Source organism: Nonomuraea glycinis (assembly GCF_035920485.1).
Lineage (GTDB): Bacteria > Actinomycetota > Actinomycetes > Streptosporangiales > Streptosporangiaceae > Nonomuraea > Nonomuraea glycinis.
This window is the reverse complement of the sequence record NZ_CP109166.1, coordinates 2,593,926-2,611,839: the sequence shown is the minus strand read 5'-3', so window position 1 is coordinate 2,611,839 and position 17,914 is coordinate 2,593,926. Positions and strand designations below refer to the sequence as shown.

The following is a 17,914-nucleotide window of genomic DNA, read 5'->3' as shown; positions in this document are numbered from 1 at the left end:
CCTGCGTCATCTCTGTCAGAGGGTGCCGAACCACCCGGGGGTGTCGAGCCGCCAGAGGGTGGCCGGGGTCATCTTGCGGAGGTCGGACTCAAGGGCTTGGAGCCGGTCCGCGCCCAGCTCGGCGGCCCAGTTGGCGCGTAGGTCGTCGAAAATGCGGGCGGAGCGATTGAGAGCGTCCAGGCCGTAGGGGGTCAGGCGGACGACCTTGCGCCTGGTGTCGTCGGGGTCGGGGGTGCGCTGGACGTAGCCGATGCGTTCCAGGGTCTCGATGGTCTTGCCCGCCGCCTGTTTGGTGACGCCGAGGGTACGGCCGAGCTCGACGGCCGTCGTCCCGTGCGGGCCGATGGCCTGCATGACGAAGCCGTGCATGGGGCGAATGTCGGGGTGTCCCTGGCGGCCGAGCTCGGCGTGGAGTTCGTCGATCAGCACACGGAAGGCCAGGAGCAGACGCAGGGGCAGCTCGAAGCCGGGGGACTCGCTTGACATGATAGACAACCTGGTTCACTATATAGGCAACGACATTGTCTATCTTAGTGGAGGACGGCTGTGACTGTCATTCGTGACGCGCAGGCCCGCCGGATCGAGACGCCGAACGGCGTCATGACCACCCTCGCCTCGCCCACCCAGGGTGCGGCCGGCCAGTCCGTGTGGCGGGTGGACGCTCTGCCGGGGATGGTGGGCCCGCTGCATGCCTTCGACCGCGAGTCGGTGTGGACCTGGCTGGACGGTGGGTGTGTCGTGCAGGTGGGCCGCGAACGGTACGAGGTGGCCGCGGGGGACACCCTGGTGCTCGCGGCGGACGTGCTGCGGCAGATGTTCGGGGACGCCGAGCGTGGCTTCACCGCGATCGTGTCCGCTCCCGCCGGGGTGCAGGTCTACAACCCGGGCGGCCTCGTGGCCGACGGCGCCTGCGACCTCGTCCCCGAAGGAACCGAGCGGATGCCGCTGCCCTGGGCGTGCTGATCAGCGCGGAGCGATGGCCGGCGGCCGCGTCAGACCTCGGGGGCCGCGGCGGCCAGGAGCCGGGCGAGTTCGGCAGGCCGTGTGATCATGGGCCAGTGGCCCGAGTCGATGTCCACTAGGTCAAGGTGCTTGGCCTTGGCCAGCTCGGGCACGTCACCGGCGGCTATCCACTCTTGAGCTTGGGCGGGGGCGAACTCGGGGCACACGACGAGGACCGGTACGTCGAACCGTCGCTCGTCCGTCAGGCGTACCACGCCCTTCGTCACCCCGGCAGGGACGGGGATCGCCGCGGACGTGAAGTCGCGCCTTGCCTGCTCGCTGAGGTCAGCTGAGTCCGGTCCTTCGAACGGACCCCAGCCGGGGAAGGGCATGACGCCGTCCTTCAGCTCGAAGAAGTCGGCGTAGGGCTGCCCGTCGGCGGCCGGGAAGCCGCCGACGAACGCGACCTTGGCGACCCGCTCCGGGCGCGCGTCGGCGGCCAGCCAGGCCAGGGTGCAAGCAGCGGAATGCCCCACCACCATGGGCGTTCCTGACGCCGAGTCCACGGCGGCGAGCACGGCTGCCACCTGGTCGTCGAGAGCGGCCAAGGCGGATCCGTCACCCTGCCCGGGCAGGGTGATCGGCACGGGGCGGTGGCCGAGCGCCTGCAGGGCGGGCGCGACGTCGTCCCACGCGGATCCGTCGAGCCACAGGCCGGCGATGAGCAGGATATCCATGGTCAGTTCTCTTTCCTCGGAGCGTTCCGGCGAGGTCCTGCCCGCGGAACTCGGTCAGGACGTCAGGCTAGGACCGATTCCGGACGTTCTACTTCCTGTTCATTACGTGACCTCGTAATGTGCTCGTGTGCCGACCGATCTCAGTCCCACCGCACGAGCCCTGCGCGCCATGGAGACCCTCCAGGCCCGCCCTGGGGTGACGGCCGGCGAGCTCGCCGCCGGTCTGGGCGTCACGGAGCGGGCCGCGCGCCGGTACATCGGGATCCTCCGCGAGGCGGGCATCCCCGTCGAGTCGGCCCGCGGCCCCTACGGGGGGTACCGGCTCGGGCGCGGGACGCGGCTGCCTCCGGTCGCCTTCACCGAGCCCGAGGCGCTCGGCCTGGTCATGGCGGTGCTCAACGGCCAGCCGACGGCCACCGATGTCGGTGCCGCTCTGGACAAGGTCATCCGGGCCCTGCCCGAGAGTGTCGGCCGGCAGGCGGCGGCGCTGCGTGAGTATGCGTCGGCGGCGCCCGACCGGTTCGCGGCCCGTCCGGATCTCGCCACCACCAGCACACTCGTGGCCGCCATCGCGGACCGGCGGCGCGTGGTGGTCGCCTACCGGAGCGAGTCCGGCAACCAGTGGAAGGCTGAGGTGGATCCCTGGGCGGTCGTCGTCCGTCACGGGCGCTGGTACCTGCTGTGCTACTCCCACCACGCGGACGCCGTCCGCACCTACCGGATCGACCGCGTCCGCCAGGTTCAGCGCAGTACGCACACGTTCGAGCCGCCCGACGACCTCGACCCGGTAGCGGCGCTGGAGGAGCACCTGGGCGCCGGGTGGGAATTCGCCACGCGCGTCGTGTTCGACGCTCCCCTGGCCGAGGTGGCGCCTTGGATCCGGCCGCCGATGGGAAGGCTCGAACCGTCGAGGGACGGGTGCGTGCTCGTCGGCAGCACGAGCAATCCGACGATGTACGCGCAGGAGTGGCTGGCGAACGTGCCGTTCCCCTTCCGTGTCGAGGGCGGGCCGGAACTGCGTGCCGCCATCGCGAGGCTCGCGTCGCGTCTCGCCGCAGCCCTGGGGGGTCAGCTCATGGACGACCCGGGTCGGGGGCTTCAGGGACGAGGCTGAGCGAATGATCTTCGGCTCGGTATCCACGAGGATGCCCTGGCTGACCAGGCATTCGAGCTTGGAGCAGGGCGAGAAGCCGTGGGCGCGATGCCCTCTCAGGCGTGCGGGAGGCGGTAGGTGCCGTCGTCCAGGTGCTCGGCCAGGCCGTCGGTGATGAGGCCGTCGAGGGCGCGTTCTCGCTGTACGGGCTCGTCCCACACCACGTCGAGCGCTGCTTTCGGCACCGGGCCGTGCGCCGAGCGCAGCACCGCCAGCAGGCGGCCTCGGCACTGACGGTCCGTGCCCGCGTACGACTGACCTTTGCGCGCCGGGCCCGCGTGCGGAGGCTTGCCGGCCAGGCGCCAGGCACATGCTCCCGCGATCGGGCAGTCGGCGCATCGCGGGCTGCGGGCCGTACAGACCAGGGCGCCCAGCTCCATCACGGCGACCCCCCAGCGGGCGGCGCCGAGCTCCGGCAGGAGCGCCTCGGCCAGCCGGCGCTCGGCGGCCGACGTGGCGGTGGGGGGATACTCCTCGGCCCGCACCGCTCGGGCGAACACCCGGCGGACGTTGGTGTCCAGCACCGCGTGCCGGCCGCCGTAGGCGAAGCTGGCGACGGCGGCGGCGGTGTATTCGCCGATGCCCGGCAGGGCGAGCAGTGTCGCGTGGTCCGACGGCACCTGCCCGTCGTGCTCCGCGACGATGGCCTTGGCGCAGGCGTGCAACCGCAGCGCCCGGCGCGGGTAGCCGAGCCTGCCCCAGTGGCGGACGGCCTCGCCGGGAGGCTCGGCCGCCAGTGCCTTCGGAGCGGGCCAGCGCGCCATCCATTCGAGCCACACCGGCAGCACCCGGGCGACCGGAGTCTGCTGCAACATGATCTCGCTGACGAGCACGCCCCAGGGGGTCGAATCGTCGGTGCGCCAAGGGAGTTCCCGGGCGTTGTTTTCGTACCACTCCAGAATGGGAAGGTGTAGGAGTTTCGGCTCAAGCACGCGCCCTAGCGTATGTGGAGATGGCAAGGCGCGGCGTGTCGTCACGCTGAGTGGCCGGGCGATTAAACATGCTGTGCTCATGGACCCCGATACGATGCGTGGCGACCCTGGATTCGGAGGCGACGTCTACTGGCGGCGGCGCATGAGCGTTCTGGTCGGAGTGCTTGTGGTGGTGGCCGTGGTGGCCTGGGCATGCTCCAGCGGCGGGAGCGGGCCCGAGCGCAAGTCCAGCGCCCAGTCCTCGGAGAGCGCCACGCCGGCCACCGATCCGCTGCTGGCCGGACTGCGCACTCTCGCCATGGGTACGGCCAGCCCCACGCCCAAGCCGAGCGTCACCAAGGCCACCCCGCAGGCACAGGCACAGGCGCACCGCCCGGGAGAGCCCTGCGCGGAGGCGAACCTGGTGATCGGCCTGCAAGGCAAGCAGGAGATCTACGCCGGAGGCACCCGCCCCAACTTCCTCATCACGGTCGTGAACACCGGCCCGGTCATGTGCAAGACCGACGTAGGGCCGCGAGCCATGGAGATCCGCATCACCTCGGGCGAGGACCGGATCTGGTCCACCTCCGACTGTGTCAGCGGCGCCGGAGTCGAGGTCAAGGAGCTGCAACGCGGCGTCCCCTACGTTCGCTCGCTCGACTGGGACCGCCGCCGCTCCAGCGGCGACTGCCGCACCGACCCGCCGAACGCCCTGCCTGGCACGTACGTCGCGGTGGCGCACATGGGCAAGCTCCGAAGCCCGAAGGGGGTCTTCCACCTGCGTTGACCGATCAGCTCCCGAGGCCGGTCGGGTCGGGCGCACCGGTGCCGAGCGCCGGCTGGACGGCGAAGGCGTAGACGAGCCAGACCGGGACGACAAGTCAGGACTGCACGCCCGAGGACCCGCCATCGGAAGCGCCCCGCCAGTGACGACAACGTGGCACGGAGGGCAGTGAACGCCGGGGAGTCAGGAATCCTGGAACTTGTCGGCCAAGCCCTGGAAACCGTCCGGTAGGTCGTCGTAGAACAGCTCGGCCTCGGCCCGCTCGCCATGGAGCCGCCAGTAGGCCTCGGCGATGGCCTCGGGCTCGGAGGCGGGACCGCCCTGGCCGATGTAGGCCGCGATAGCGACATGGGCGGCGTAGACGCCGGTGCCGGACAGCGCCGCGTTCAGGTTCAGGATCCAGTTCCGCATGCCCGCGGTGGCGATCTGTACGTTCGCCACCTGCGGCACGATGATCGGTCCCGAGCCGGCCCCGCTGGTCACCAGGATGGTCCCGGAGCCGCGTTCCAGCATGCCGGGCAGCACCTGGTTCACCGCCGCCACCCCGCCGAGCAGGTACGTGTCCAGGTGGGGGAGCAGCGCGTCGACGGTGACGTGGGCCGCATCGACGATCGGCGCGGCGGTCAGGTCGGACGGTGTCGGAGCGGGCGAGTATTCCAGTACGTCGATCGGCCCGAGCTGTTCCGCGGCGGCGGCCAGTGCCGCTTGCAGGCCCGGCCGGTCGGTGACGTCCGCGGGGAAGACCTCCACCCGCGTACCCTCAGCGGCGATGCGGTCGGCGACCGCTTCCAGCCTCGTACGGTCACGCGCGACGAGTGCCACGTTGAAGCCCTCGGCCGCGAAGCGTTGCCCGATGGCGCGCCCGAGCTGCGGGCCCGCGCCGATGACGGCGATCGTGTTCATGAAGGGGACCTCGACTGTATCGTTCGGATTGAATTTCTCGACGTGGCGAGGGTGCGCCGGGGCCGGCATCGGCCGACGACCCGGCACCGGATCGACGAAGGATCGTTGACCAAACCTACGTGGATCATGAAGGCCGCCGCTTGGATCGGCGCGACAACCAGGACGGAAGGTTTGCGACATGACGACCGGCATCCTCTCGTTCAACGCGGGCGGCCCGGGAGCTGTCGGTGATTTCATGCGCGAGTGGGACGCCCGGATCGGGAATCGATTCCCGCTGGCCTCCTTCAGCCCGGAGTCGGCCACTGGCTTCCGCTTCCGTTCCGCCGGGATGCGCGTCCGGGACGTGATGTTCAACAGCATCGACAGCACGTCGGCGATCCGGACCATCGGCGGGACCTTCGGCGTGGAGGACCACGTACGGGTGTGGATCATGCGCCGGGGAGTGTCCCGATTCGGGAACCGCCAGGGCCGTGAGCACGCCGTGGCGGCCGGTCGATTCACGGCACACGGCGGGCGGTTGACCCATTTCGCCGCGGCGGCGCACTCCACCGTCCAGGTGCTCGCGCTACCGGCCGGCGCCGTTCCGCGCCTGCGCGACCGTACGGTCTCCGGCTCGGCCGGTGCCGCGGAAATGCGCCTGCTGACCGCGCACCTCGACATGGTCCGCGAGAGTCTCGCCGCGCTTCGGCCGGCCGGAGTCGACGCCGCACGCAACACACTCGTCGAACTGACCGCGGCGGCGGTCGCGGGAAGCTTCGACGAAAGCGAACCGCTGCTGGCTCCCGCGCTCGCCCGAGCCGCGAAAGAAATCGCCGACCGGCGGCTCACCGACCCCGAGCTGAGCCCGTCGGCGCTGGCGCGACATCTGAACGTCTCCGTCCGCACGCTGCAACGCGCTTTCGCCGCCGAGGGCCGCTCGGTCAGCGCCTACATCCGGGATCGGCGCCTGGAGGCGGCCCACCGTGCGCTGACGACGGCTGGGAAGTCCACGACTGTTTCCGAGCTGGCCGCGCGCCTGCAATTCGCCGACGGCGGGCACCTCGCCCGCGCGTTCCGGAAACGTTATCGCCAGAGCCCCAGCGAATACCTCGCCGGCCTCCGCCGGTCATGACGACGGAGGCCGGACCCCCGGGCCAGCGCCCGCGTGACCTTCGACTGCGAGCTCGCCATCGCTGGAGCACAGGTGGTTCTTCGGGCGACCGAGGCCGGTCACCAGGATCCGCTTGCGTCGGCGATGATCCGACGGTCCTCGTGCGTACGGAGGATCACACGTAACGTTCGAGGATGGAGGACTCCGCGAGGCGGGAGAGGCCCTCGCGGACGCTGCGGGCGCGGGACTCGCCGACGCCGCCTACCGCCTGCAGGTCGTCGATGCTGGCTGCCAGCAGCTTCTGCAGGCTGCCGAAGTGGTTGACCAGGCGGTCGATGACGGTGGCGGGCAGGCGGGGGACCTTGGCCAGCAGGCGGAAACCGCGCGGGCTGACCGGGCTTTCGAGCGTGTCGCCGCCGTGGTGGCCCAGCACGTTGGCCACCATCGACAGGTCCAGCAGCTCGCTGCCCGACAGGGCGTCCAGCTCGTGCAGGGACTCCGCGAGGCGGCGCTGGCGGCGGCCGGCCGCCGCCGGGAGATAGTCGCGGACCACCAGCTCACGCTCGGAGTCGACGCCCGCGACCAGCTCATCGAGCTGCAGCGACAGCAGCCTGCCGTCGGTGCCCAGCTCGACCACATAGCCCTTGATCTCGTCGGAGATGCGCCGGACCATCTCCAGGCGCTGCGCCACCGCCGACACGTCGCGGACCGTCACCAGGTCCTCGATCTCCAGGGCGGACAGGGTGCCGGACACCTCGTCCAGGCGGTGCTTGTAGCGCTCAAGCGTGGCCAGGGCCTGGTTGGCCTTGGACATGATGACCGCCGACTCCTCCAGCACATAACGAATGCCGTCGAGGTAGACGGCGATGGTCCGCATGGACTTGCTGATCGCGATGATCGGCAGGCCGGTCTCCTTGGCCACGCGCTGGGCGGTGCGGTGCCGGGTGCCGGACTCGTCGGTCGGGATCGTCGGGTCGGGAACGAGATGGACGGCAGCGCGGATGATCCGGTGATCGTCGTTCATCACGATCGCGCCGTCCATCTTGGCCAGCTCGCGCAGCCGGGTGGACGAGAACTCCACGTCCAGCTCGAAGCCGCCGCTGCAGACCCGCTCGACGGCCTCGTTGTGGCCGAGCACGATCAGACCACCGGTCTGACCCCGCAGGATGCGCTCCAAGCCGTCGCGTAGCGGTGTGCCCGGGGCGACTGCCGCCAGGGCTTCGCGACGGCGGTCGTCAAGACTCCTGTCGTTAGGCACCTGACCCCCGTGTCCGATCGTCCAAACCCAGCTTAGCCGCGCAGGCCGAGGTCCACCTCCGCCTCAGGTCGAGGATTCCAGAGGTGACTCCTTCGGTGGGAGGAGGGCCCGCAAAGGTCGCGACATCGTGACGTATCGCCCATCGGGGGTTGTTTCCCGGGTGACGCGTAATGGGGCTGTGACCGTACGATCAGATTCTGCTGTTACGGCGGAGGACCTCGACCGCGCTGACCGTGGTGTGGCCGCGCCAGTCCAGGGAGCCCGCCGGGGAGATCGTGGCGTAGTCGACGATCCAGCCGCCGTCGTCCTGCTGCAGGGCGGCGAGGCGGTCGAGGTCGGCGCCGATCACCTTGGGCGTGAACAGCTCCCGCGCCGGCCGGTCAGGGTAGGGCGCGAGGTCGAGCGGATGAAGGGCCTCGTTCTCGGTGCCGCCCTCGACCCGCACCCGGCCGTCCGCGGGCACGTACGCGCTGAGGCGGCGCAGGAGATCCGCCGCCTCGGGCCGGCTGTCGTACACGATGTCCAGGAAACGCACCGCGAAGGCCAGCACGTACGCGTGCGGCGCCTGGTCGAGCGCCTCGATCGCGGTCAGGCAGTAGCGAGTGGCCCGCTCCAGCCAGGGGTGCGCGGCCACCGCCGGGTCGTGCGCGGCGACGCGCCAGGCGGCCGCGGCCGTCACGGAGGTGATCTGGAGCGCCGACACGGTGGGGTCGGCGCCTTGCCACCAGGGGGCGGTGCCGGCGGAGACGGTGAGGGGCAGCGCGAACGGCAGCCCTCCATCGGGCAAAGACACCGACTCCAGCCAGTCGCACAGTGCCACGGCCTGCGGCGACGTGGCGGGGGCGACGTTCTCGAACACCTCGAAGGCGTGCAGCGCGGCCCCCGGCTGGCTCTCCGGAGAGCGGAGATCAGGCTCCAACCCCCACCCATAACCGCCGTCGGCATTGCGGTAGCCGTCCAGGGCGGCCAGGGCGGCGGCGGGGCCGGTCCGGTGCATGAGCAGCTCGAAGCGGCGACGGTCCAGGACACGCGCGTGCGTGGCCATGAACGACTCGGCCGCGGAAAGGTCCACGTTCATGCGCCCATCGTCCCCCGCCCCCACCCCCAGGTCTTGTACGGATCAGCCATCCCCGGGTGTGTTGCCCCGGCCCACCACCTGCCCAGAAAAGTCAAGGGTCGAATCACCGGCGGCTGTTCCTGGATGTCAGGTGACGTGGGTGAGGGCGTCCCATACGTTTTCCGCCTCCATCACCTCGAAGCCCGGGGCGAAGGCGACCGGCCCCACTGGTACGAGGGAGCGCTGGCCGTTGCGCTTCTGGGTGCCCTGGTCGAGGGAGCCCGCCGGGACCAGGGCGCGTTTGAAGCCGAGTCGGGCCGCCTCCGTCAGGCGTCTGCGTACATCCTTGACCGGGCGTAGCTCTCCTGCCAGCCCGACCTCGCCGAGCGCCACCAGCCCGGCGGGGAGCGGCTTGTCGCCGGCGGCGCTGGCCACCGCGAGCATCACCGACAGGTCGACGGCCGGGTCGGCCAGCTTGAGGCCGCCGACCGTGGCCGTGAACACGTCACAGCCGCCCAGCCTGGCGTTGAGCCTGCGCTCCAGCACGGCGAGGATCATCTGCACGCGGTAGGTGTCGAGGCCCGAGGAGGTGCGCCTGGGCTGCTGCGCGTCGGTGCGGGCGACCAGGGCCTGCACCTCGGCGGGCAGCGGCCGGGTGCCCTCCACCGTGACGGTCACGCAGGTGCCGGGCACCGGGGCGCTGCGCCGGGAGACGAACAGGCCGCTCGGGTCGGTGATGCCTTCGATGCCGCGCTCGTGCAGGTCGAAGCAGCCGATCTCGTCGGTGGGACCGAACCTGTTCTTGATCGCGCGGACCATGCGCAGCCGGGAGTGGCGGTCGCCCTCGAAGCTGAGCACGACGTCGACCAGGTGCTCCAGGGTGCGCGGGCCGGCGATCGAGCCTTCCTTGGTGACGTGGCCGACGAGCACGGTGGCCATGTGGCGCTCCTTGGCCAGCCGGACCAGATTGGCGGCCACCTCGCGCACCTGCGTCACCCCGCCGGGCACTCCGGTGGCCTGGGCGGAGCCGACGGTCTGCACGGAGTCGACCACCAGCAGCTTCGGCTGGACCTTCTCCACGTGCGTGACCAGGGCCGCCAGGTCGGTCTCGGCCGCGAGATAAAGCTCGTCGCGGATGGCGCCGATGCGGTCGGCGCGCAGCCGGACCTGCGCGGCGGACTCCTCACCCGTCACGTAGAGGACGGTGTCGCGCTCGGCGATGCGGGCAGCCGCCTCCAGCAGGAGCGTCGACTTGCCGATGCCCGGCTCGCCCGCCAGCAGCACCACCGCACCGGGCACCAGCCCGCCGCCCAGCACCCGGTCGAGCTCGCTCACGCCCGTCGTACGCGCGGCCGCCATCTCAGCCTTGACCTGGCCGATCGGCATCGCCGGAGCGGTGGTGGCACCGGCCTGGACGACGTGCGCCCCGCCCCGCGCGCCTTCCTCGTCGACCGTGCCCCACGCCTGGCACTCGCCGCACCGGCCCACCCACTTCATGGTGCGCCACCCGCACTCGGCGCAGCGGTATCCGGGCTTCTGCGCTGACTTGGCCATGCCGAGCAGGCTAGCGCTCCCCGCCGACATTCCTCCCACAACCCGCCCCCCGGATCCCCGGTGTCCCCGTCCCGGCCCACTCCCCGCCATCCGGACGAACCAGCTCACCGACGCCTTGCCCCAGTCACTGCCGAAGCCCTCACCGTTGGTACAGGGACCACCGCCACACAGTCGCACTCCCGTACCGCCGGACCGGGCCCCGCTGGACCGGGCCCCGCCGGACCGGGCCCCGCAGCACCGCAGCACCGGACTGGGGGATCGGTGGATCGGTGGGCGCTTGGTCCGCTGTTCTGGTCGGTCGCCGACCAGGTCGACCAGTACGGCACCATCCATCCACCGTGGACACCCGCCCGGGTTTGGCCGCCCGCTTTGCGGATGCCGGTCTGTGGGGCCCTTGGAGGTCAGCGGCATGGGGTTGACGACCGGGTGAGCCGCGGCGTTGTGGGGTGCGGTCGAGAGGGGGCGCGGGGGTTTGGCGTTCGCGTGCGGCGTGGTGGGTTGATCGCTCGCATTGATGGACAGCGCGGCGATCTGGGCTCTCAATGGGGGTCATGAGTGGCCGTGCGGTGAGGGGCTCGGTATGCGGCGTGGCGTTGAGGATGACGAGGGCGGCCCGGTCGCGGAGTGGGTGTGGGTTGATCCGCAGGCATGGGAGACGAATGCCGCCGGCGGGGTGACGCCTGCGCAGCGGGCGCTGATCACGGGGCCGTGGGTGGGGCCGCCGGTTCTGGGGTGGGTGCTGGTGGTCACTTTGGTGATCATCGAGGGATGGGCCGGGTGGATGGGGGCCACGACCAATGGCGGGTTCGCCCCGGAAGGGGGATGGCGCGGCGCTGTGTCGATGATGGCCTTCATCACGGTCGTGGTGGGCTGGCAACTCGTGGCAGGGATCTGGTTCTGGGGCGTGCCTGCCTGGGGTGAGCGGTACGCCTACCGCAAGGCGATCGTCGACCTGGCCGCCTGCCGGGTCGGCAGCGCGGTGGGGCAGATCGAGGTCGGCCCGACGGGACCGCAGGCGCGGGCTGACACCAGTCCCGGTGGTCCGGTGGCCTGGGGGGAGTCTGGGGCTTCCATGGGCGACTCAACGGCGTGGGAGGAGTCAGGAGCTGGGCTAGGTGGTTCGGCGGGGCAGGCCGGGATGCCCATTGGTGGCTCAGTCAACGAGAAGGAGGCAGGGGGCGGTCCAAGTGGGTCGGGGGCGTGGGGGGATTCCGGAGGTGGGGAGGGGTGGGGAGGGAACATTCCGGTGCCGTTCGGCGCTCCCGCCTTGCCGCCACCCGGGCCCTATCGCCTGTACTGGCTGGAGCGGGGCAAGCGGGGGCGGCTGCTGCTGTCGGTGCGACCGCTGGACGAGTAGGGGCTTGTCACAGCGGGTGCATCCGGCAGACGGTCGTTGACGAGTCGCGGGGTGTCACAGCTGATGTACTCGGAAGATGGTGGACTGGGGATACATGATGATCGTGTCGGGTGCCGGCTGGTAGCCCGGTATGGCGGACAGGTTGTGGCCCTGCTCATATGCCTGGAGCCGCGCCGGCCCGGGAGGCAGCACGAGGGTGACCTCCAGCTCTTCGGGAGGGGCGTGATAGGCGAAGCCGGTCGCTCTGCTGAGGCGCCTGCCGTTGACCGTGATGGGGCCGATCGTGGAGTCGGAGACGGGCTTCGCGCCTTCAGAAGACATGATGGTGAGCCCGGTGACGGGGGCGTCGCCGGTCGGCTTGAGGCGGAGGGTCAGGGTGCGGTGTCCGCCGGTGGTCTCGTCCTTGACCACGGACAGCTCGGGGGCGCGCAGGGCGGCGGCCTGAGCGGGTTTCGTTGCCCAGCCCTCGGCGGCGAAGAAACGCTTGCTGTCGGCGCTGGGGGTCCCCGTCCGCGATCCCCAGACGGCCTCTCCGGTGGCGGTGTCCAGGGCATAGGCGAGGCGTGTCTGCCGGGGGTGCGCGGCGTCGAAGCGGTCGACGAGCAGTCCCGCCGCCACCAGCCCCACGGTGACGATCACGGCTGTCAGCAGCGGCAGGGCGGCCCGGCGGTGCCTGACCGCCTGGGCGCCTGACGCGACGCTTCGCCCATCTCCCGGCCGGCCTGGCTCCACCAGAGGCCGACCTGGCTCATCCAGGGGCCGGCTTGGCTCATCCGGAGGAAGGACTGGCTGTACCAAGGGAAGGAGCAGCATCAGCAGCATTGCGAAGTGCGGTGCCGCGATCATGCCGCCGATCGCCAGGCCCACGTCCATCGTGACCACGGCGGTGGCGCCGAGCAGGACCGCGGCGGGGGCCAGCCCGAGCGTGAGCGCGACCGCACGCCATCCCGCGCCGCGCAGCCGCATCGAGACGAGCCAGCCGAGTGCGGCGAACAGCGCCGGCCAGCTCAGCGTGTGCGAGCCACCGGGCAGCAGCGCGGCGAACACCAGCCCCAGCACGGCCACCAGCAGCAGAGCCCCCGCCGCGAGCGCGACCGGTCCGACACGGCGCAGCACGAGCCGCCAGGCCAGCACGACGGCGGCCGTGAAGACCAGCAGAGCCGCCTGATAGAGCCAGGGGCGATAGGGGTCGCCGGTCAGCATCTCGCTGTATTCGGGCCGGAACAGGGTGAGTAACGGCATCACCGCGAAACCGGCGGCCCCGGCGCCCACGACGGGCAGCAGCGCGAGTCCGGCGCTGGCCAGGATGCGCGGCAGGGACGCCCGCCCTCGGCGTCTCAGCGTCCACACCAGGGCCGCCGCCAGCGCCAGTGCGCCCACGGCGATGGGCAGCTCCAGCCAGAGCGGATAGCGGACGAGCGCCCCGGGGAGGGTGAAGTAGACCGACTCGTCCCCCGACTTGAGCGTGGTCAGGTCCGTGCCGGCCAGGGTGCGGGTGAGGGCGAGCGCGTTGTCGCCCATCATCTGCAGGCTGCCCAGGTCCAGGTGGGCGGGGTCGTCGAGGGCCGTGTGGTAGTAGGCGCCGCCGCCGATGAAGGCGGAGTCGAGGCCGAGCCAGCCCGCCTCGTCGAAGACGTGGAAGTCGGTGTTGTTGGGCAGCACGCTCAGGATCGCCGCGAAGGCCGAGTCGGCCGACAGGTGGGGCGCGTGCGCGCCGTACAGGCTGATCAGTGGCGCGGAGCCGGGGGAGGCGCGGAACATCTGGACGGTGCCGCGGACGCCTCTGGCCTCCTGGTTGAGCACCACGACGGTGCCCTTAGCCAGGGGATCCTCCCTGATGAACGCCTCGGCGCCGAGCAGGCCGTCCTCCTCGCCGTCGGTGATGAGGAAGACGACGTCGTTGCGCAGGCCGGTGGGCAGTGCCCGCGCGACCTCGAGGATGGTGGCCACCCCGGCACCGTCGTCGGCGGCGCCGGGACCGGCCTCCACGGAGTCGTAGTGGGCGGCCACGACCACGCGCCCGGTCGGCGCGGTGCCCGGACGCACGGCCACGATGTTGCGCATCGTGCCCATCGGGATCGCGCCGTTGGGTGACGAAAGGGGCAGGACGCCGACGCCTTCCTGGACGCGGACCTCCAGGCCGAGGTCGCGGAGCTCGGCGACGAGGTGCTCGCGGACGCGGGTGTGCTCGGCGGTGCCCACCGGGTGCGGGGCTCGGGCGATGGCTCGGACGTGCTCGTGCGCCCTGGCGGCGCTGAAGGCCGCGGCGGGGGCGCCGGCGGGGCTGGGCGCGGGGGGTGCCAGGTCGAGCAGGGTGACGACGAGCAGTGCCGTCAACGCCACCAGGCCGGCCAGGGCGGTGCGGGTCATGGCCCAACGCTAGGGGCGCGGCGTGGCCGGGCGGATCAACCCAGGGGAGGACTTCGAGGGTAAACCCAAGGGCTTACGACAGGCCCAGGTCGTTGACGAGCATGCGCTTGGGCTTGGCGCCCATGATCTGCTTGACCGGCTCGCCGCCGTCGAACAGCAGCAGCGTCGGCAGGCCCAGGATGCCGTAGCGGGCCATCAGCTCCGGGTGCTCGTCGGTGTTGAGCTTGCCGACCGTCAGGCCGTACTCGGCCTCGATCTCCTCCAGGACGGGGGCGATCATGCGGCAGGGCGGGCACCACTCCGCCCAGAAGTCGACGAGCACCGGCTTGTCCGCCTTCAGGACCTGCTCGTGGAAGTTGTCGGTGGTCAGCGTGATCATGTCTCTCCTCGTACGAAGCAGCCGGGGCACGACTCGGCGAGCTGGGCGGTGACCTCGGCGCGCCGGGCCAGCAGCACGCGGATCTCCTGGTCGATCTGGGTCAGCTTGCGCTGGTAGACCGCGATGGACTCGGGGCACGACCCACCGCTGCTGTGCCCCGAACGCAGGCAGTGCACGAACGGGCGCGTGTCCTCCAGCGTGAATCCCACCGACAGCAGGGCGCGGATCTCCGACACCAGCCGGACGTCCTGCTCGGAGTAGTGGCGGTAGCCGTTGGCCCCCCGCCGTGCGCTGAGCAGCCCGTGCTGCTCGTAGTAGCGGAGTGAGCGGGTGCTCACCCCGGTCCGTTCGGCCAGCTCTCCGATGCGCATGGGTTCACGTTAAACGTTGACACCGACGTCAAGGTCAAGCCCTCAGAAGTGCCGCCAGCGCAGCACGTTCGGGTAGGGCAGCTCCAGGCCCGGCGTCTCGGCGATGGCCCGCTCGGCGACCTCGGGCGCGAACTCGATCCGCAGCACCGCCTCCAGGTCGGCCCTGCTCTGGAAGGCCATCCGCAGGTCGAGTGGCTGCCGCTGCCAGCCCTGGCGGACCCAGAAGTCCTCCACGGCGGTGGCGGAGTAGGTGGGCACGGTGTGGCTGAACCACCGGCCGAACGCGCCGCGGGTGGCGTCCAGGTCGACGACGAAGGCCGCGCCGCCGCGCCGTACGACGCGGGACAGCTCGCGCAGTCCCGGCTCGCAGCCGGGACCGAAGAAGTACGCCCAGCGCGCGACGGCGACGTCCACCGAGGCGTCCGGGACCGGCAGGTCCTGGGCCGTGGCGGCGTGCACCTCGACGTTCGGCAGGCCCGCGCAGCGGCGCCGGGCCAGGGTCACCAGGTCGCCGTGCGGCTCCACGCCGATCACCGTGGCCGCCCGCGCCGCGTAGCCGGGCAGGTGGAAGCCGGTGCCGCAGCCGATGTCGAGCACGTTCGCGCCGTCCCATGAGCGCAGCGCGCGCATGGCCGCGCCGGCCGTGTCCTCGGGGTCGACGGCCCGGTTCTCCAGCTCGTACACCTGGGGGGTGTGCCAGATGTTCGGGCTGGGAATTGCGCCTCTGGCGATCCTGGGCATGCGACAACCGTAGGCCAGGCGCGCCATATCCGGTCATCCGGCTTAGGCTGGGTCGCGTGGCTGATGTCATCCGCGTGCCCAATGCGAAGATCGCATTGTCCACTGCTTCGGTATATCCGGAACGCACTCCCGATGCGTTCGAGCTGGCCGCCCGGCTGGGTTACGACGGCGTCGAGATCATGGTCGGCGCCGACCCGGTGAGCCAGGACATCGACGTGATCGAACGGCTTTCCGATCACTACGAGATTCCCGTCCTGGCCATCCACGCGCCCTGTCTGCTCGTCACCCAGCGGGTCTGGGGGCGCGATCCGTGGGCCAAGCTGGTCAAGGCCCAGAAAGCCGCCGAGCGGCTCGGCGCGTCCACCGTCGTGGTGCACCCGCCGTTCCGCTGGCAGCGCGACTACGCCCGTGACTTCGAGACGGGCCTGGCCCGCATGCGCGACGAGACCGCGGTGACCTTCGCGGTCGAGAACATGTTCCCGCTGCGGGCCAGAGGCAACGACGTCGTCCCCTACTCCCCTGGGTGGGACCCGGTCGACTTCGACTTCCCGCAGGTCACGCTCGACCTGTCGCACACCGCCGTGTCCGGCTCGGACGCCATGGAGATGGCCACCAAGCTGGGCGACCGGCTGGCGCACCTGCACCTGGCCGACGGCCTCGGCGTGACCAACAAGGACGAGCACCTGGTGCCCGGCAGGGGCAACCAGCCGTGCGCCGCCATCCTGCAGCGCCTGGCGGGCAACGGTTACAGCGGTCTAGTCGTACTGGAGATCAACACCCGCAAGGCGGCCGGTCGCACCGAGCGGATCGACGACCTGGCGGAGGCCCTGGCCTTCGCCAGGCTCTACCTGGCGACCTCCCCATGAGTGTGGGGCCGATGAGAGGGCTGGGCCGGGTTTTCGACAGCGTCGCCGACGCCTACGACGCGGGCCGGCCCACCTACCCCGACGAGCTCTACCGGGCGCTGTCGGAGGTGTCGGGCGTCGGGCTCGACGGCGCGACGGCGGTGGACGTCGGCGCCGGCACGGGCATCCTGACGCACGCCCTGCGGGCCCGCGGGTCACAGGTCATCGCGGTGGACCCGGGCGCGGAGATGCTGGCCAAGCTGCGCTCGCGCGCCGCCGGGCAGGCGCCCGCCGCCGTCGCGGCGGTGCTGGCCGACGGCAACGCGCTCCCTCTCGCCGGTGGGGTCGCCGATCTGGTGACGTACGCCCAGTCCTGGCACTGGCTCGACCCGGTGGCCTCCATCGCCGAGGCCCGGCGGGTGCTGCGGCCGGGCGGCGCCATCGCCGGCTGCTGGAACCTCACCCACGCCGCCCAGGCCGAGTGGCTGGCCGCCTACGAGCGGCGCCTGGCGGGCAGCTGTCCCGGCTACTGGGGGCAGGCGCTGGAGGAGTGGTCGGTGCCGCCGATCGCGGCGGCGATGGAGCGGGTCGAGGAGCGCTGGATCCCGTGGACCAGGCTGGTCACGATCGAGGACTTCCTGGTGGACCTGCGCTCGCACTCCTTCATGGCGGTGCTGTCGCCTGAGGTGGCCGACGAGCTGGTCCGGCGGGAGCGGGCGGAGCTGGCGCGTGAGTTCCCGGGGGGCGTGCTGTCGGTGCCGATGCGGGTCTATCTGGCGGTGGGCCGGTGACGGTCAAGCGGCGGCCCGGGCGCAGGCCCGGTTCGGCGGACACGCGTGGGGAGATTCTCAGCGCGGCCAGGAAGGTGTTCGCGGAGAAGGGGTTCGACAAGGCGACGGTGCGCGGCATCGCCCGTGAGGCGCAGGTGGATCCGGCCCTGGTGCACCACTACTTCGACACCAAGGACCGGATGTTCACCGAGGCGATGCGGCTGCCGGTCACGCCGGAGCTGGTGATCCCGACGCTGCTCGACGGCCCGCGCGAGGAGCTCGGCCGCAGGCTGGTCACGATGATATTGACGGTGACCGCCGAGGCGGAGACGCGGGAGCCGATGATCGCGCTGATCCGGTCGGCGATGACCAACGAGCAGGCCGCGCAGATGTTCAAGGAGTTCGTCACCAGGGCTCTGCTGAGCCGGGTGGCGGAGGAGCTCGGCGTGCCGCACCTGCGGATCGAGGCGGCCTTCGCGCAGATGTTCGGCGTGCTGATGGCCCGTTACGTGCTCAGGCTCGAGCCGATGGCCAGCGCGGATCCGGAGGAACTGATCGATTTGCTGGCCCCGACGATCCAGCGCTATTTCGTCGAGTAGAGCATTGTTCCGGTGGTGAGGGTAACCATAAGGTAAGAGGCGTTACCCCGGTATTGTTACCCATGAGTAGGATCCGGGGTGAGGCCAGGTCAG

The 17,914-nt window shown here is 71.1% G+C and carries 19 protein-coding genes; 8 read left to right on the top strand and 11 right to left on the bottom strand.

Features of this window, described 5'->3' with window-relative positions; genetic code table 11:
• Positions 1 to 15: 15 nt before the first annotated feature.
• Positions 16 to 486, bottom strand: coding sequence for a MarR family winged helix-turn-helix transcriptional regulator (locus OHA68_RS12000; RefSeq protein WP_327107709.1), 471 nt, complete (start codon positions 484 to 486; stop codon positions 16 to 18).
• A 60-nt stretch (positions 487 to 546) separates the two neighbouring features.
• On the opposite strand from OHA68_RS12000, the gene OHA68_RS11995 reads away from it, so the two are divergent.
• Positions 547 to 963 (top strand): cupin domain-containing protein, encoded by a 417-nt coding sequence (locus OHA68_RS11995; RefSeq protein WP_327107708.1) that lies wholly within the window; start codon positions 547 to 549, stop codon positions 961 to 963.
• Between the two features lie 29 nt (positions 964 to 992).
• Here the strand turns inward: OHA68_RS11995 and OHA68_RS11990 are convergent, their stop codons facing one another.
• Positions 993 to 1,679 (bottom strand): alpha/beta fold hydrolase, encoded by a 687-nt coding sequence (locus tag OHA68_RS11990; RefSeq protein ID WP_327107707.1) that lies wholly within the window; start codon positions 1,677 to 1,679, stop codon positions 993 to 995.
• Between the two features lie 127 nt (positions 1,680 to 1,806).
• On the opposite strand from OHA68_RS11990, the gene OHA68_RS11985 reads away from it, so the two are divergent.
• Positions 1,807 to 2,793 carry a helix-turn-helix transcriptional regulator gene (locus OHA68_RS11985; RefSeq protein WP_327107706.1) on the top strand — a complete coding sequence of 329 codons (987 nt, stop codon included), beginning with the start codon at positions 1,807 to 1,809 and terminating at the stop codon, positions 2,791 to 2,793.
• Positions 2,794 to 2,888: 95 nt separating this feature from the next.
• On the opposite strand, the gene OHA68_RS11980 is transcribed toward OHA68_RS11985, so the two are convergent.
• Complete coding sequence (locus OHA68_RS11980; protein WP_407674493.1) at positions 2,889 to 3,647, bottom strand: HhH-GPD family protein; 759 nt, start codon at positions 3,645 to 3,647, stop codon at positions 2,889 to 2,891.
• Between the two features lie 196 nt (positions 3,648 to 3,843).
• Here OHA68_RS11980 and OHA68_RS11975 point away from each other — a divergent pair, with 196 nt between their 5' ends.
• A complete protein-coding gene (locus OHA68_RS11975; RefSeq protein ID WP_327107704.1) occupies positions 3,844 to 4,530 on the top strand; it encodes a hypothetical protein in 687 nt (228 codons plus the stop codon).
• A 180-nt stretch (positions 4,531 to 4,710) separates the two neighbouring features.
• Here the strand turns inward: OHA68_RS11975 and OHA68_RS11970 are convergent, their stop codons facing one another.
• A complete protein-coding gene (locus OHA68_RS11970) occupies positions 4,711 to 5,430 on the bottom strand; it encodes an SDR family NAD(P)-dependent oxidoreductase (protein WP_327107703.1) in 720 nt (239 codons plus the stop codon).
• Positions 5,431 to 5,608: 178 nt separating this feature from the next.
• Here OHA68_RS11970 and OHA68_RS11965 point away from each other — a divergent pair, with 178 nt between their 5' ends.
• A complete protein-coding gene (locus OHA68_RS11965) occupies positions 5,609 to 6,541 on the top strand; it encodes a helix-turn-helix transcriptional regulator (RefSeq protein ID WP_327107702.1) in 933 nt (310 codons plus the stop codon).
• 154 nt (positions 6,542 to 6,695) lie between these two features.
• Here OHA68_RS11965 and disA read toward each other — a convergent pair whose 3' ends face one another.
• The 3 genes from disA to radA all read right to left on the bottom strand — a co-directional run bounded on the left by disA (position 6,696) and on the right by radA (position 10,389).
• Positions 6,696 to 7,778, bottom strand: coding sequence for a DNA integrity scanning diadenylate cyclase DisA (gene disA / locus OHA68_RS11960; RefSeq protein ID WP_327107701.1), 1,083 nt, complete (start codon positions 7,776 to 7,778; stop codon positions 6,696 to 6,698).
• A 190-nt stretch (positions 7,779 to 7,968) separates the two neighbouring features.
• Positions 7,969 to 8,856, bottom strand: coding sequence for a hypothetical protein (locus OHA68_RS11955; protein ID WP_327107700.1), 888 nt, complete (start codon positions 8,854 to 8,856; stop codon positions 7,969 to 7,971).
• A 126-nt stretch (positions 8,857 to 8,982) separates the two neighbouring features.
• Positions 8,983 to 10,389 carry a DNA repair protein RadA gene (radA, locus tag OHA68_RS11950; RefSeq protein ID WP_189137808.1) on the bottom strand — a complete coding sequence of 469 codons (1,407 nt, stop codon included), beginning with the start codon at positions 10,387 to 10,389 and terminating at the stop codon, positions 8,983 to 8,985.
• 580 nt (positions 10,390 to 10,969) lie between these two features.
• Here radA and OHA68_RS11945 point away from each other — a divergent pair.
• Positions 10,970 to 11,746 carry a hypothetical protein gene (locus OHA68_RS11945; protein ID WP_327107699.1) on the top strand — a complete coding sequence of 259 codons (777 nt, stop codon included), beginning with the start codon at positions 10,970 to 10,972 and terminating at the stop codon, positions 11,744 to 11,746.
• Between the two features lie 54 nt (positions 11,747 to 11,800).
• On the opposite strand, the gene OHA68_RS11940 is transcribed toward OHA68_RS11945, so the two are convergent.
• The 4 genes from OHA68_RS11940 to OHA68_RS11925 all read right to left on the bottom strand — a co-directional run bounded on the left by OHA68_RS11940 (position 11,801) and on the right by OHA68_RS11925 (position 15,607).
• Positions 11,801 to 14,116 (bottom strand): M20/M25/M40 family metallo-hydrolase, encoded by a 2,316-nt coding sequence (locus tag OHA68_RS11940; RefSeq protein ID WP_327107698.1) that lies wholly within the window; start codon positions 14,114 to 14,116, stop codon positions 11,801 to 11,803.
• Positions 14,117 to 14,189: 73 nt separating this feature from the next.
• Positions 14,190 to 14,495, bottom strand: a complete 306-nt coding sequence (gene trxA, locus OHA68_RS11935; RefSeq protein WP_327107697.1) for a thioredoxin — start codon at positions 14,493 to 14,495, stop codon at positions 14,190 to 14,192.
• The gene (locus OHA68_RS11930; RefSeq protein ID WP_189137812.1) at positions 14,492 to 14,866 is read right to left on the bottom strand and encodes a MerR family transcriptional regulator; all 375 of its coding nucleotides are present in this window, start codon (positions 14,864 to 14,866) and stop codon (positions 14,492 to 14,494) included. The genes trxA and OHA68_RS11930 overlap by 4 nt, the downstream gene beginning before the upstream one ends.
• A gap of 42 nt (positions 14,867 to 14,908) precedes the next feature.
• Positions 14,909 to 15,607: a class I SAM-dependent methyltransferase gene (locus tag OHA68_RS11925; RefSeq protein WP_327107696.1), complete on the bottom strand. Its 699-nt coding sequence runs from the start codon at positions 15,605 to 15,607 to the stop codon at positions 14,909 to 14,911.
• Positions 15,608 to 15,663: 56 nt separating this feature from the next.
• On the opposite strand from OHA68_RS11925, the gene OHA68_RS11920 reads away from it, so the two are divergent.
• The 3 genes from OHA68_RS11920 to OHA68_RS11910 are packed head-to-tail and all read left to right on the top strand — an operon-like array spanning position 15,664 to position 17,821.
• A complete protein-coding gene (locus tag OHA68_RS11920) occupies positions 15,664 to 16,473 on the top strand; it encodes a sugar phosphate isomerase/epimerase family protein (protein WP_189137814.1) in 810 nt (269 codons plus the stop codon).
• 11 nt (positions 16,474 to 16,484) lie between these two features.
• Entirely contained in the window at positions 16,485 to 17,243 is a 759-nt protein-coding gene (locus tag OHA68_RS11915; RefSeq protein WP_327107695.1) for a class I SAM-dependent methyltransferase, read from the top strand.
• A complete protein-coding gene (locus tag OHA68_RS11910) occupies positions 17,240 to 17,821 on the top strand; it encodes a TetR/AcrR family transcriptional regulator (protein WP_189137816.1) in 582 nt (193 codons plus the stop codon). The genes OHA68_RS11915 and OHA68_RS11910 overlap by 4 nt, the downstream gene beginning before the upstream one ends.
• The last annotated feature ends 93 nt before the right edge of the window (positions 17,822 to 17,914 follow it).